This window comes from Streptomyces sp. NPDC018833, assembly GCF_044390825.1.
Lineage (GTDB): Bacteria > Actinomycetota > Actinomycetes > Streptomycetales > Streptomycetaceae > Streptomyces.
Genome location: NZ_JBIRZM010000017.1, coordinates 120693 through 134874, shown reverse-complemented (window position 1 = coordinate 134874; position 14182 = coordinate 120693). Strand labels below are relative to the sequence as shown.

Genomic DNA, 14182 nt, shown 5'->3' with positions numbered 1-14182 from the left:
ATATTCCGGGGCACCGACCGTGCGAGCCGGGGTACCTTCCGTCCCGATGGACACCGTGATCGAGTCGATGGCCCGGCGGCTCACAGCCGTTGCGGGCATCCGCGCGGTCGCGCTCGGCGGCAGCCGGGCGCGCGGCGCCCACCGGCCGGACTCCGACTGGGACCTCGGGCTCTACTACCGCGGCGAACCCGATGTCCCGGCCCTCGCCGCGCTCGCGTCCGAGCTGACCGGCGAGCCGGTGGAGGTCGCCGGACCCGGCGGCTGGGGGCCGTGGGTCGACGGCGGTGCCTGGCTGACGGTGGACGGGGTGCCGGTGGACTGGATCCTGCGGGATCTGGACCGGCTGGAACGGGTGTGGGCCGACTGCCGGGCCGGGCGGTACGAGACGGGTGTGCAACCGGGGCATCCGCTGGGCTTCTGGTCCCCGGCCTATGCGGGCGAGGCGGCGCTGTGCCGCGTACTGGCGGACCCCACAGGTGAGTTGACGGAGATTCGGGCGCAGACCAGGACGTACCCTGAGCCGCTGCGCACGGCCCTGGTCCGGGCGGCGTGGGAGGCGGAGTTCTCCGTCGCGGCGGCGCGCAGGTCGGTGGGGTCGGGCGACACCCTGCACGTGTCGCTGTGCCTGGCCCGGGCGTTCGGCGTGCTGGTGCAGTCGCTGCACGCGTATCACCGGGTGTGGTGCCTGAACGAGAAGGGCGCACTTGCGGCCGCCGCCGCGCTCCCGGGCGTCCCCGGGGACTTCACCGCGCGTGTGTCGTCGGCGCTGACCGGCCTGGACGCGGCGGCGGTCACGTCGGCGGGTGAACTGGTGCGGGAGGTCAGGTCGCTGCTGACCTGACTCCAGCGGCCGGGGGACGGGGCCGGGACCGGACGACGCCCGAGGCCCCGGGGGCGACCGCACCGCGCGCGACATGTCGCATCGCTGCCGACCGCACCGCGCGCGACGATTCAGGTCAGCAGCTCCCGTATGCGCCGCGCGGTCGCCTCGTCACGGGCGGCCGTGAAGGGCAGGGTGTTGCCGCCGGTGACGCGGAACGGCTCGCCGGTCAGGGTGAGATGCGCGCCGCCCGCCTCCGTGACCAGCAGCAGCCCGGCCGCGTGGTCCCAGGCGTACTCCCACGAGAAGGCGACAGCGTCCAGCGCGCCCCTGGCGACGGCCAGGTACTCAAGGCCCGCCGACCCGCACGGTCGCGCGTGCACCCCGGGCACGCCGAGGCCGAGCAGCGCGCGCTTCTGCTCGGGGGTCGTGTAGTCCGGGTGGGACATGGCCACGTCGAGTACGGCGCCGGGGGCGGGCGCGCCGGAGTGCAGCGCCTCGCCGCCCAGGCGCGCGCCCCCGCCGCGCACGGCGACGGCGAGCTCGTCGGTGACGGGCGCGTACGTCCAGGAGGCGAGGACCTCACCGCGGTGCGCGAGCGCGACCAGGGTGCAGAAGCCGGGCTCGCCGTGCACGAACTGGCGGGTGCCGTCGACGGGGTCCACGATCCACACGGGGGCGTCGCCGTGCAGCGCCTCGTAAACCGCCGGGTCCGCGTGCACCGCCTCTTCGCCGACGACCACGGAGCCCGCCAGCAGGGCGGTCAGCGAGGCGGTCAGATGCGCCTCGGCGAGCCGGTCCGCGGCGGTGACGAGGTCGTGGGGGCCGTTCTTCTCGACGATCTCGTGCTCGGCGAGCTGCCGGAAGCGCGGCGTGATCTCGGCGGCGGCCGCCTTGCGGAGCGCCTCCTCGACGTCGGACAGATCACCGGTCAGAAATTCATCGATCATGCCACCAGCCAATCACGCCCGGCTGACATCGCGGGAGTCGCTCGGCGCCCCGCCCCGTAACCCGGCGTTCCGCCGGGGTTCGCCGCCGTCCGGCGGCCATGGGGGCGGGGCCCTCAGGTGCCGTCGGCGGAGAAGTGCTGGTAGTCCCGCGGTGACCAGCTGCCGCCCCACTGCCAGCCGGCGCTCTCCATGGCCCGGGTGACGGCGTCGCCCGGCATGATCAGCCCCTTGGTGGCCGGGGTCCGCTTCAGGTGGCGTTCGGCGGCCGGAGGGTGGACGGCGCCGGAGCGGTCCATGTACGGGTTCTCCAGGGGATTGATGTCTACGGCGTCGCCGTAGGAGTGGCGGGACAGGTGGCCGGCGTCGCCCGTCACCCCGCGGCAGTTGAAGGCGGAGGTGTTGTCGTCGGCCATGGCGCGCGCGTCGCTCCCGTCGTACTCGGCCATGACGCGCATGCGCCGGATCGGGAAGCGTTCGTCGAAGATCTTCCCGAAGGCGCGCAGCACCGGACGCACGGCCTCCTGATGGACGATCAGTTCCCCGCGATGGACACGTCCGTCGAAGCCCCAGTGGTTCATGGTGATCAGGCGCAGCCGCTCCGGCGGCACCGGGCAGCCGGGCTCGTGGCTCGCGCCGAGCCTGTCCTGCGGCACGTCCCGCACGATGGCGGCGAGCCGGGGCGCTTCCCCTGCGACGGCGTGGCCGGGCAGAAGACCGAGCGCCAGCCCCAGGGCGAGGGCGGGCGGGGCGCATCGGCGAGCGATATGCACCCTTTCAGGGTAATTTTGTGGGGTCCAGACCGCATCAGACGGCCCGCATCGAACGGCCGCATCAGACGGGCCTCACCGCCCGGCCGGTGGCACGAGCGCGCCATCCGCGAGGGCGCCGCCCTCGCCGACCGAACCCTCCCCCACCGCACCGTCACCGACCGCACCCTCCCCCACCGCGCGCTCGCCGACCGCACCGTCGCCGACCGCACCCTCCCCCACCGCGCCGCGAGCGAGCAGCAGCAGTGCGTCGACCAGGTCCTCGGCCGGACCACCGGTGGCCAGCCGGCGCAGCTGGAGGCCCATCACGAGGGCGACGGTCGTCGCCGCGTACCGCTCGGCGTCCGGGACGCCGAGGCCGGTCAGTATCTGGGCGGCGAGCCGGTCGTACGCGGCGAACGCTTCGGCCGCGGCCTCCCGAAGCCGCTCGTCCCGTCCGGCCTCGACGTACAGCTCGAACGTGGCGATGTGCTCGCTGTCGAAGCCGATGCCGCCCGCCACCCGTCCCGCGAGCGCGGCCGCGCCCGCGATGTCGACGCACTCGCTGCGGCACTGGTCGGCGAGTGCGGTGAAACGCCGGGTCTCCTCGCGGACGAAGTGCAGCAGGCTCTCCCGCAGCAGGTGGTGCTGGGTCTCGAAGTGGTACGTCACCGACCCCAGCGAGACACCGGCCTCCTTGGCTATCCGCCGGTTGGTGACCGCCGCGACCCCGTCCCTGCCGATGATGTGCAGGACGGCCTCGATGATGCGCTGCCGGGTGGCGGCGGAGCGAGGGGCGGTTGGCATGGCGTCATTGTCCCACTGGCGCGCTCCCGCTGGTCACGGGGTGGTCCCGGCCGACGCCGCCAGGCCGTAGGAGGAGGGCGGACGCTTCTCGTACCACCGCAGGGCGTCCTCCAGTTGGGCGGCGAGGGAGATCAGCCGTTCCTCGCTGCCGGCCGGTCCCAGCAACTGGGCGCCGATGGGCAGTCCGTCGGCGGTGAACCCGGCGGGCACGGCCACGCCGGGCCAGCCCAGCACGTTCCAGGGCCAGGCGTACGGGCAGGCAGCGGCGATGCCGATGTCGGTGCGCCGGGCGGAGAGCCCGTCGAAGTCGCCGATGCGGGGCGGCGGGGCGGCCGTGGCGGGCGTGAGCAGGACGTCGTAGCTGCCGAAGAACGCGCCGATCCTGCGCTGCTGGGCCACCTCGCGCGCTCGCGCCGCCCGCACGAGGCGGGCGAGCCGGTGACCGGAGCGGGCGGCGGACCGGGTGCGTGGGTCGAGCAGGGCGGGATCGGGGTGCCGGTCGGCGTACTCGGCGATGCCGGTCGCGGCGCGGGGCAGGAAGCTCAGTCCGATGAGTCCGTAGCGGGGACGCGCCTCCTCGACGCGGTGGCCGAGGCGGGCCAGGGAGTCGGCGAGTGCGGTGACCGCGCGGCGCACCTCGGGGTGGGGGCGGGTGCCGGTGAGGGTGAGCGGCGGGCGCAGCGCGAGGGCGATGCGCAGCGGTCCCGGTTCGCGGCGGGCGGCCGCCGACGCGTCGATCGCGGCGGGACGGTACGCCTCCTCGGGGTGCGGGCCGGACGCGGCGTCGAGCAGCAGCGCGGCATCGGCGACGGTACGCGCGAGCGGGCCGTTGACGGTCAGGCCCTGGAAGCAGTCGCTGTACGGGTGGACCGAGACGCGGCCACGCTGCGGCTTGATGCCCACGAGGTGGGTCCAGGCCGCCGGGATGCGGATGGATCCGGCTCCGTCGGAGCCGAGTGCGGCGGGCACCAGTCCGGCGGCGACGGCTGCCGCGGAGCCGCCGGAGGATCCGCCGGGGGTATGTCCATCGGCCCAGGGGTTGCGGGTGGCGCCGAAGGCGGGCCCTTCGGTGAACGGCCACTGGCCCAGCTCGCACGAGTTGGTCTTGCCGACGATCACGGCGCCCGCGGCCCGCAGCCGCCGTACGGCCTCACCGTCCTCGGCCGCGGGTGGGATGTCGCCCGCGCAGCCGAAGTAGGTGGGCACCCCGCTCACGTCGGTGTCGTCCTTGACCGCGACGGGCACGCCGAGAAGCGGCAGCCTGTCCCCCGCCGCGAGCCTGCGGTCGGCGGCGCGTGCCTCCTCGACCGCGGCCCCGGCGCGCACGGTGCGGAAGGCGTTGACGCTGCCCTGCGTGGCCTCGATACGGGCGAGGGCGCCCGTGACGAGAGCCTCGGACGTGGTCTCGCCCGCCGCCAAAGCCCTTACGTGCTCGACGAGTCCGCCGAATGGGTCTGTGGACACGCTGCCCCCGCCTCTCTATTGTTCGTTCGAACGAACAGAACTGGAGGGTAACCAGATGCGGATCACCGGAGCAACCGTTCTGCTCACCGGGGCGACCGGCGGTATAGGCGGCGCCCTCGCGGCCGAACTCGCCGCGCGGGGCGCCAGGTTGACCGTGACCGGGCGGCGCGCCGACGCCCTTCGGCCGCTCGCCGAGCGCCACGGCGCGCGTGCGGTCGTCGCCGATCTGGCCCAACCCGACGATGTGCGCCGCCTCGCCGACGAGGCCGCGGGCACGGACCTCCTGATCGCCAACGCCGCACTGCCCTCCAGCGGCGACCTGCTCGAATACACCCCTGAGCAGGTCGAGCGCGCCTTCGCCGTGAACCTGCACGCGCCCGCCATGCTCGCCCGCCTCCTCGCCCCCGCCATGGTCGAGGCGGGCCGGGGCCACCTGGCTTTCGTCGGCTCGATCTCGGGCAAGGCCGCCACGAAGTCCGCCTCGCTGTACAGCGGCACCAAGTTCGGACTGCGGGGCTTCGCTCTCGGGCTGCGCCAGGACCTGCACGGCACGGGTGTCGGGGTCTCGATCGTCCAGCCCGGCTTCGTACGGGACACGGGCATGTTCGCCGCGACGGGCGCGAAACCCCCGGCCGGCATCCGCACGGTCTCGCCGCGGCAGGTGGTGGCCGGGGTGATGCGGGCGGTGGAACGCGATGTGGCCGAGATCAACGTCGCTCCGCTGGAGTTGAGACTTCTGGGCGCGATCGCCGGACAGTTCCCGGGCTTCGCTGAACGGATGCAGCGGGGCGGCATGGCCGACAGGACGCTCCGGCAGGTGGTGTCCGCACAGCGGTCGCGGCGCTGAGCACGGTTGTCGATGGCCCTTGCCGCGGTCGCCCCGCACGCGACCGGTCGGGGACGTCGAGCTGGCGACCTGGCGTAATCGGCTGTCGCGTATTCCTCGGTGTGTGAGGTCTCGGGCCCGCGACCGGCCGGACGCCGCGCTCACGCCGCTGTTCGCCGCCCGTTGATGCCCGTCAGGACCACGTACACCAGCAGCGAGGTCAGCAGACCCACGGCCCAGCCGTAGTCCGCGAGCGGCCTGAGGAAGGGGATCAGCCCGTCTTCGGGGAAGGGCCCCTTCCCCGGCGCCGAATGCGAGCCGCCCACCGCGAGCACGCCGCCCACCGCGAACGCGGCGACCGCGCGCAGGTTCCAGCCGGCGGTGTACCAGTAGCGTCCGCCGGGCGTGTAGAGCGCGGGGAGGTCGAGGACGGTGCGCCGCACCAGCCAGTAGTCGGCGATGAGGATACCGGCGACGGTGCCGAGCATTCCGCCGACGAGGCCGAGCCACGTGAAGATGTACAGCTCGGGTGTCGCGGTCAGCTTCCACGGCATGATCAGCACCCCGACGACACCCGTGATCAGTGCGCCGGTACGGAAGTTGATGAGCCTCGGGGCCAGGTTCGCCAGGTCGTACGCAGGTGAGACGACGTTCGCCGCGATGTTCACGGAGATCGTCGCGACGAGCACGGTCACCAGTGCGAAGACCAGGCCGAAGACGTTGTCCGTCCTGGCCGCGAGCGCGACCGGGTCCCAGACGGCAGCGCCGTACACAGCCTGCGAGCCGGAGGTGACGAAGACGGACAGCAGGGCGAAGAGCGTCATCGTGGTCGGCAGCCCGAGCGTCTGCCCCCAGATCTGGGCGCGCTGGCCCGCGCCGAAGCGGGTGAAGTCGGGGATGTTCAGGCTCAGGGTCGACCAGAAGGCGATCATTCCCATCAGGGAGGGGAAGAACACCGGCCAGAAGTCCGCGCCCCAGCCGAGCCGCGAGGGCTGGTCGAGCAGCGGCCCGAGACCGCCCGACTTGTTGGCGATCCAGGCCAGCAGCACCAGGGCGCCGACGATGACGAACGGCGCGGCCCAGTTCTCGAAGCGGCGCAGGGCCTCCATCCCCCGGTAGACGATGGCCAGTTCAAGTGTCCAGAACAGCACGAAGCACACCCACAGCGTCCACGGCTGGCCCCCGACCTTCGACGCCTCGGCCCAGCCGCCGAACACTTTGTCCAGCAGGACGAAGATGCCCTGGCCGCCGATCCAGGTCTGGATGCCGAACCAGGCGCAGGCCACCGCCGCCCGGATCATGGCGGGCAGGTTGGCGCCGCGCAGCCCGAACGAGGCGCGGGCCAGCACCGGGAAGGGGATGCCGTACTTGGGCCCGGCGTGCCCCGTGAGCAGCATCGGCGCCAGCACGATGACATTGGCGAGCGCGATGGTGAACACCGCCTGCTTCCAGTCCATGCCGAGCGCGACGAGGCCGGAGGCGAGCAGCCAGGAAGGAATGTTGTGGGCCATGCCGACCCACAGCGCCGCGAAGTTGTACGTGGTCCAGCGGCGGCGTGCGACGGGCACGGGCAGCAGGTCGTCGTTGACGAAACGGCCGTCGGCGGGGAGGGCGCCCGGCGGGAGTTCGACGCGTCCTGCCGGGTCGGCTATGGGTCCTTCGGGGGGCACGGGCGGGACGGTCGCGGTCATACGGCCTGACCTTTCAGCAGATGCTCATCTGGTGAGTGCGGGGATGATCTGCGCGCCGTAGGCGTCGATCGTCGCTTCCTTCGCGTCGTGCATGTTGTAGACGGCGAACTGGTCCACTCCCAGCTCGCGCAGGGCCTTCAGCTTCTCGATGTGCGCCTCGGCGGGACCGAGGAGGCAGAACCGGTCCACGATCTCGTCGGGGACGAAGTCCGTCGAGGGGTTCCCGGCCCGGCCGTGGTGGCTGTAGTCGTAACCGTGCCGCTCCTTGATGTACGCGGTCAGGGCCTCGGGGACCATGTCGGAGTGCTCGCCGTAGCGGGAGACGAGGTCGGCGACATGGTTGCCCACCATGCCCCCGAACCAGCGGCACTGGTCGCGGGCGTGCGGGAGGTCGTCGCCCACGTACGCGGGGGCCGCGACGCAGATCGTGATGGCCGACGGGTCGCGTCCGGCGTCCGCTGCCGCGGCGCGCACGGCCTTGACCATCCACTCGGTGAGGAACAGGTCGGCGAGCTGGAGGATGAAGCCGTCGGCCTTCTGCCCGGCGAGCGCCAGCGCCTTGGGCCCGTACGCGGCCATCCAGACGGGCAGCTTGCCGTCGCGCACCCAGGGCAGGCGGATCGGCTGCCCGTCGACGACCGCCTGCCGACCCTCGGCCAGGTCGCGGATCACGCCGATCGCCTCGCCGAGCCGGGCCAGGGTGTTGGGCTCGCGGCCCGCCACGCGCATCGCCGAGTCGCCGCGGCCGATGCCGCACACGGTGCGGTTGCCGTACATGTCGTTGAGCGTGGCGAACGTGGAAGCGGTGACCTCCCAGGTCCGGGTGCCCGGGTTGGTGACCATGGGGCCCACGGTCATTTTCTGTGTGTGTTCCAGAATGCGGCTGTAGATGACGAACGGCTCCTGCCACAGGACCGCGGAGTCGAAGGTCCAGCCGTAGCGGAAGCCGTTGCGTTCCGCGCGCCGCATCAGCCCGACGACCGCGGATGCGGGCGGGTCGGTCTGCAGGACGAGTCCGAAATCCACGAGGTGGCCTTTCTAGTTCAGGTACTGGCAGGTGGAACGGGGGGTGTAGAGGCCGTGGCCGGCGCGGCCGGTGAACCGCCGCCGCTCGATGACCACTTCGCCGCGCGACAAGACGGTCTCCACCTGTCCGGTGACCGCCTTCCCCTCGTACGCCGAGTAGTCGACGTTCATGTGGTGGGTCTCGGCGGACAGGGTCTGCTCGGCGTGCGGGTCGTAGATCACGACATCGGCATCGGCGCCGGGCGCGATGGTGCCCTTCTTCGGGTAGAGGCCGAACATCCTGGCCGGGGTCGCGCAGGCGATCTCGATCCAGCGGCGGCGGGTGATGTGCCCGTCGAGGACGGCCTGGTGGAGGAGGTCCATGCGGTTCTCCACGCCGGGCAGCCCGTTGGGGATCTTGGAGAAGTCGCCGCGGCCCAGTTCCTTCTGTCCGCTGAAGCAGAACGGGCAGTGGTCCGTGGAGACGACCTGGAGGTCATTGGTGCGCAGTCCGCGCCACAGCGCGGCCTGGTGCTCCCGGGGCCGCAGGGGTGTGGAGCAGACGTACTTGGCGCCCTCGAAGTCCGGTTCGGCCAGGTTGTCGGTGGACAGGAACAGATATTGCGGGCATGTCTCGCCGAAGACGTTCAGCCCCTTGTCGCGGGCGGCGGCGAGCTCGGCGACGGCCTCGTCGGCCGAGACGTGCACGACGTACAGGGGCGCGCCGGCGACCCGGGCGAGCTGAATGGCGCGGTGCGTGGCCTCCGCCTCCAGCAACACCTTGCGGACCTCGCCGTGGTGGCGGGGGTCGGTCTCGCCGCGGGCGAGCGCCTGCTCGACGAGGACGTCGATCGCGATGCCGTTCTCCGCGTGCATCATGATCAGGCCGCCGTTGGACGCGGAGCGCTGCATCGCGCGCAGGATCTGCCCGTCGTCGCTGTAGAAGACGCCGGGGTAGGCCATGAAGAGCTTGAAGGAGGTGATGCCCTCCTCCACCAGCAGGTCCATCTCCTTGAGCGAGGACTCGTTGACGTCGGAGAGGATCATGTGGAAGGCGTAGTCGATGGCGCACCGGCCGTCGGCCTTGGCGTACCAGGCGTCCAGGCCCTCGCGCAGGGAACGCCCCACCGACTGAACGGCGAAGTCGACGATAGTGGTCGTGCCGCCCCAGGCCGCGGCCCGGGTGCCGGTCTCGAAGGTGTCGGAGGCGGAGGTACCGCCGAACGGCAGCTCCATGTGCGTGTGCGCGTCGACTCCGCCCGGGATGACGTACCTGCCCGTCGCGTCGATGGTGCGCTCCGCCGTCCAGGACTCGGCGGCGGCGGTGCCATGGGCCGCGAGTGCGGCGATCCGGCCGTCTTCGATCAGGACGTCGGCGTGGATCTCGTCGGCGGCGGTGATGACGAGACCGCCGCGGATCAGGGTGCGGGTGCTCATGGTCTCCTCGCGTGTGGACTGGTCCGAAAGACAGGCCCTAGACGGCGCGCAGGGCCTGTTCGAGGAGGGACGCGCCCTCCTCCGCCTCGGCGACGGTGAGCGTCAGCGGCGGGGCGATGCGCAGCACGCTGGTGTTGTGTCCGCCACCCTTGCCGATCAGGAGGCCGCTCTCACGTGCGGCCTCCAGGACCTTGCCGGCCGCCTTGGGGTCGGCCTCGTCGGTGCCCGGCTTCACCAGCTCGACCCCGATCATCAGGCCCCGGCCGCGCACCTCCCGTACGGCGGGGACGCCCGCACCGATCGCCCGCAGGCGCTCGATGAGCAGCCCGCCGACGCGCCGGGCGTTGCCCTGGAGGTCGTGCTCCAGGACGTAGCCGAGATTGGCGAGGCCGGCGGCCATGGTGACGGGTGAACCGCCGAAGGTGGAGATGGAGTTGGCGTCCAGGCAGTTCATGACCTCGGCGCGGGCCACGACGCCGCCGATGGACATGCCGTTGCCGATGCCCTTGGCGAAGGTGAGGATGTCCGGCGGCCCGTTCTCCGCGTGCGCCTGCCAGCCCCAGAAGTGCTCGCCGGTGCGGCCCCAGCCGGTCTGCACCTCGTCGGAGATCCACAGGATGCCGTGCCGGTCGAGCACTTCGCGGAAGGCCGCGTACAGCCCATCGGGCGGCGAGGTGAACCCACCGACACCCTGCACGGGTTCGGCGATCAGCGCGGCGACGTCGCGGGTGTGGCCGAGCAGGTCCTCCAGGTCGGCGACACACGCCTCGATGAACTGCGCGTCCGACAGCCCGGCGTAGGGGCCGCGGGTGCGTACGCCGCCGTGCACGTACAGCGTCTGGAGCGGGGACAGGCTGGTCGGGGACCACGCCTGGTTGCCGGTGATGGACACCGCGGAGAAGGACCGGCCGTGGTAGCTGTTGCGCATCGCCAGGATCTGGTTGGAGCGGCGGTGGGCAGTGGCGAGCAGCAGGGCCGTGTCATTGGCCTCGGTGCCGGAGGTGGTGAAGAAGACGCGGGCGTCGGGGATGCCGGAGAGGCCGGCGATGCGCTCGGCGAGCTCCACCATGGGACGGTTGAGGTAGAGGGTGGAGGAGTGGATGATCCGGGCGGACTGCTCGCTCACCGCCTTGGTGACCTCGGGCAGCGCGTGCGCGGTCATGGTGGTGAGGATGCCGCCGAAGAAGTCGAGGTAGCGGTTGCCGTCCGCGTCCCAGACATGGCGGCCCTCGCCGTGGGTGATCTCGATGGGCCGGTCGTAGTAGAGGGCCAGCCAGTCGGGCAGGACGGTCTTGTGGCGGCGATACAGATCGGTCACGGCTGCACCAGCCCCTCGTACGCGTCGGGGCGGCGGTCCCGGTAGAACGCCCACTGCTGCCGCACGGTCTCGATCATGTCGAAGTCGAGGTCCCTGACCACCAGTTCCTCCTCCTTGTCACTGGCGACGTCGCCGACGAACTGGCCGCGCGGATCGACGAAGTAGCTGGTGCCGTAGAAGTCGTTGTCGCCGTACTCCTCGATGCCGACGCGGTTGATGGCGGCGACGAAGTACTCGTTGGCGACAGCGGCGGCGGGCTGCTCCAGTTGCCAGAGGTAAGAGGACAGACCGCGGTGGGTCGCGGACGGGTTGTACACCAACTGCGCGCCAGCGAGGCCGAGTTGGCGCCAGCCCTCGGGGAAGTGGCGGTCGTAGCAGATGTAGACGCCGACCTTGCCGACGGCGGTGTCGAACACCGGCCAGCCCGCGTTGCCGGGCCTGAAGTAGAACTTCTCCCAGAATCCCCTGACCTGGGGGATGTGGTGCTTGCGGTACTTGCCGAGGTAGCTGCCGTCGGAGTCGATGACCGCGGCGGTGTTGTAGTAGAAGCCGGCGCCCTCGATCTCGAAGACCGGGACCACGATCACCATGCCGGTCTCGCGGGCGAGGTCCTGCATCCTGCGGACGGTCGGCCCGTCCGGGACGGGCTCGGCCCAGCGGTAGTGCTCGGCATCCTGCACCTGGCAGAAGTAAGGAGCGTTGAAGACCTCCTGGAAACCGATGACCCTGGCGCCCTGTCTCGCGGCCTCGCGGGCGTGTTCCTCATGCTTGGCGATCATGGATTCGGTGTCGCCGGTCCAGGTGGCCTGGACGAGGGCGGCGCGTACGACATGGGCCATGAGCTGCTCCTTCGACGAGACGCCAGAGAGCCTCTACGCACGTAGACGCAATACGCAGATGGAGAACGTAAGCCACGTCACACAGCGGGGCAAGACCATCGTCGTCAACCCGCTGAGTCGATCATGTTTCGCACCCGAGCGGTCGATTTCGGAACGGTTTCCGTCCCGGTCAGGTGCCCAGGTGCCCGGCCACACGCAGCGCGTGGACGAGATCACGCTCGCGGTCCGGGGAGACGTCGCGGGCGGCGTCGAGCAGAACAGGGAGGAGGCGGGCCGGGTCGCGGGCGACGACCCCGGCAGCGTCCTCCGCGGGGCGCACCTGCGCGTACGCGACGAGCAGCGCGCGGGCGCGCGGGCCGAGGCCCTCGTCCGCCAGGGCGATCACAGCGTCGGCGATCTCCTCGGCGGGGCGCGACACCCCCTGGCGCAGCAACTGACGCCCGTCGCCGGGCCGGCCGGCCGCGGTGAGCGCGTCGGCGGCAGCCGCCAGGCGCCCGGCCGGCTGGGACGCCACCTCCCACAGGAGGGTGGCCCAGTCAGCGGTCAGCCCGCCGCGGTGGAGCTCGGCGGCGAGCGCGGGCAGCCAGGCCGCAGGGCGGGCGGCGGCCTCGCACAGCACGACGTGCGCCTCACCGCCGCGGCCCTCGGCCCGGAGCCGCCCGAGGGCGGCGACGGTCTCCCGCGCGGCCCGCTCTGCGCCCTCCAAGTCGGCCGCGGAGGCAGGTGCGGGTGCCGGTGCGGGTGCGGGTGCGGGTGCGGCCGCGCCGCCGTATCGCGCGCCACGGGGCACGTCCTCGGCGACGGGCAGCACGGGCACGGCGATTGCGCCACTCCCGTCATCCTCCACCCCGGCGAACCGGGCCCCGCGCCGCCGTTTCTTCTTTCCCCGGACGTCTGCCGGACCCCCGGCGGTGTCCCGCGCCGCGTCGGCCCCGCCGTGGGTGGAGGGGTCATGCGCCGCGTCGGCCCCGCCGCGCGTGGTCGCGAACTGGCCCTGCGTGGCGTCGGCCGCGCTGTGGGCGGTCGCGAACGGGTCCCGCGCCGCGTCGGCCCCGCCGTGGGCGGAGGGGTCATGCGCCGCGTCGGCCCCGCCGCGCGTGGTCGCGAACGGGCCCTGCATGCCGTCGGCCGCGCCGCGCGTGGTCGCGAACTGGCCCTGCATGCCGTCGATCCCGCCGTGAGCGGAGGAGTCATGCGCCGCGTCGGCCCCGCCGCGCGTGGTCGCGAACGGGTCCTGCGGGGCGGATGGCCCGGCGGGGGCGGGCATCGAGGCCGGCCCGCGACCATCCTGCCCGGAAACCTCGTACGCCCCGGCGGCACCAGCGACCGCGCCGGTCGTCGCGGCCGCCCCCGACGCCCCGTGGCCGGTCCCGGGACCGCTCGGCCAAGCGGTAGCAGACGTCACGCCGCCGTCGTCGGCGACCGCGCCGCCATCCGCGCCGTACGCCCCAGCCGTCGACCACGTGCCGAACCAGTCCGTCGGGGGCGGGGGCTGCCGGTCGAATGACGCGAGGCGCGCCGTCAGTTCCGTGATCCGTGACACCGCGCGCGCGTGGTCGTCGCGGGTCCAGGCCAACTCGTGGGTCAGGCGCTCCGCCTCCGCCGTGCCCTCCGGCTCCGCCGCCAGCGAACGCAGCAGTTCGTCCGCCCGGCCCGCCGCGTGCGCCTGCTCGCCGCGCATCACCTCCAGCCGCCGCTCCAGCGCCTCCCGCCCGCCCGGCAGCCGGTCGTGCGCCGCGGCGGCCGCCGCGTGGAGCGTGCGCGCCCGGTCCCGCTCCGGCCCGGCGTGGTCCGACCCCCGTACGGACGCCAGGTCGTGGAGCAGGGACTCGACGACGTCCCACGGCGGGATCTCGACGCCCTCCAGGCAGGCACGCATACCGTCGGGGTCGCGCTGCCAGAAGATCGCGCACCAGCCCTCCCCGTGGTCGAGCTGCCCCGCGACGTCCCCGAGGTATCTCGCGAACACGCCAGTCGCTGCCGGGAGTTGATGCGCCGCCATCGCCGCCCCTGACCACTCGGAGATAGAACCTGGAACCAGGCATTCCACCGCAGGCGTGTTACAACCTTGCTACGCGCGCTTTTCGGCAGCGAACCGCGATCCCCCGCGGCCGTCAGCCGGTCTCGTGAGCTTCGCGGGCCGCGAGCAGTTCCGGGCAGGTGGGCCCGCGTCCACTCGCACGCGGTGGTCATCGGGTCCAGCGCCGCCCGCCCGAGCGCACTGCCTACGCGCTCGGCGCAGAAGGGGACCTGCGGTACCGATGCGGTCGTCCGTGACG

General features: G+C 72.6%; 12 protein-coding genes. 2 read left to right on the top strand and 10 right to left on the bottom strand.

Annotation, left to right across the window (positions count from 1 at the left end):
- Positions 1-46 precede the first annotated feature (46 nt).
- Positions 47-841 (top strand): DUF4037 domain-containing protein, encoded by a 795-nt coding sequence (locus tag ACH5AF_RS28715; protein ID WP_398905527.1) that lies wholly within the window; start codon positions 47-49, stop codon positions 839-841.
- Positions 842-951: 110 nt separating this feature from the next.
- On the opposite strand, the gene ACH5AF_RS28710 is transcribed toward ACH5AF_RS28715, so the two are convergent.
- The 4 genes from ACH5AF_RS28710 to ACH5AF_RS28695 all read right to left on the bottom strand — a co-directional run bounded on the left by ACH5AF_RS28710 (position 952) and on the right by ACH5AF_RS28695 (position 4787).
- A complete protein-coding gene (locus ACH5AF_RS28710) occupies positions 952-1770 on the bottom strand; it encodes an inositol monophosphatase family protein (RefSeq protein WP_398905526.1) in 819 nt (272 codons plus the stop codon).
- 113 nt (positions 1771-1883) lie between these two features.
- Positions 1884-2540, bottom strand: a complete 657-nt coding sequence (locus tag ACH5AF_RS28705; protein ID WP_398905525.1) for a M15 family metallopeptidase — start codon at positions 2538-2540, stop codon at positions 1884-1886.
- A 72-nt stretch (positions 2541-2612) separates the two neighbouring features.
- Complete coding sequence (locus ACH5AF_RS28700) at positions 2613-3323, bottom strand: TetR/AcrR family transcriptional regulator (RefSeq protein WP_398905523.1); 711 nt, start codon at positions 3321-3323, stop codon at positions 2613-2615.
- Between the two features lie 33 nt (positions 3324-3356).
- On the bottom strand, positions 3357-4787 hold the full coding sequence (locus ACH5AF_RS28695; protein WP_398905522.1) for an amidase: 1431 nt from the start codon (positions 4785-4787) through the stop codon (positions 3357-3359).
- 55 nt (positions 4788-4842) lie between these two features.
- Here ACH5AF_RS28695 and ACH5AF_RS28690 point away from each other — a divergent pair, with 55 nt between their 5' ends.
- On the top strand, positions 4843-5634 hold the full coding sequence (locus tag ACH5AF_RS28690) for an SDR family NAD(P)-dependent oxidoreductase (RefSeq protein ID WP_398905521.1): 792 nt from the start codon (positions 4843-4845) through the stop codon (positions 5632-5634).
- 140 nt (positions 5635-5774) lie between these two features.
- On the opposite strand, the gene ACH5AF_RS28685 is transcribed toward ACH5AF_RS28690, so the two are convergent.
- The 6 genes from ACH5AF_RS28685 to ACH5AF_RS28660 form a co-directional block, all read right to left on the bottom strand.
- Positions 5775-7304, bottom strand: coding sequence for an NCS1 family nucleobase:cation symporter-1 (locus ACH5AF_RS28685; protein ID WP_398905519.1), 1530 nt, complete (start codon positions 7302-7304; stop codon positions 5775-5777).
- Positions 7305-7328: 24 nt separating this feature from the next.
- Positions 7329-8330, bottom strand: a complete 1002-nt coding sequence (locus ACH5AF_RS28680) for a TIGR03842 family LLM class F420-dependent oxidoreductase (RefSeq protein ID WP_398905517.1) — start codon at positions 8328-8330, stop codon at positions 7329-7331.
- A gap of 12 nt (positions 8331-8342) precedes the next feature.
- Entirely contained in the window at positions 8343-9746 is a 1404-nt protein-coding gene (gene hydA / locus ACH5AF_RS28675) for a dihydropyrimidinase (RefSeq protein ID WP_398905516.1), read from the bottom strand.
- Positions 9747-9783: 37 nt separating this feature from the next.
- A complete protein-coding gene (locus ACH5AF_RS28670) occupies positions 9784-11064 on the bottom strand; it encodes an aspartate aminotransferase family protein (protein ID WP_398905514.1) in 1281 nt (426 codons plus the stop codon).
- Complete coding sequence (locus ACH5AF_RS28665; protein WP_398905512.1) at positions 11061-11903, bottom strand: nitrilase-related carbon-nitrogen hydrolase; 843 nt, start codon at positions 11901-11903, stop codon at positions 11061-11063. The genes ACH5AF_RS28670 and ACH5AF_RS28665 overlap by 4 nt, the downstream gene beginning before the upstream one ends.
- Positions 11904-12072: 169 nt before the next feature.
- Complete coding sequence (locus tag ACH5AF_RS28660; protein ID WP_398905511.1) at positions 12073-13872, bottom strand: hypothetical protein; 1800 nt, start codon at positions 13870-13872, stop codon at positions 12073-12075.
- Positions 13873-14182 lie beyond the last annotated feature (310 nt).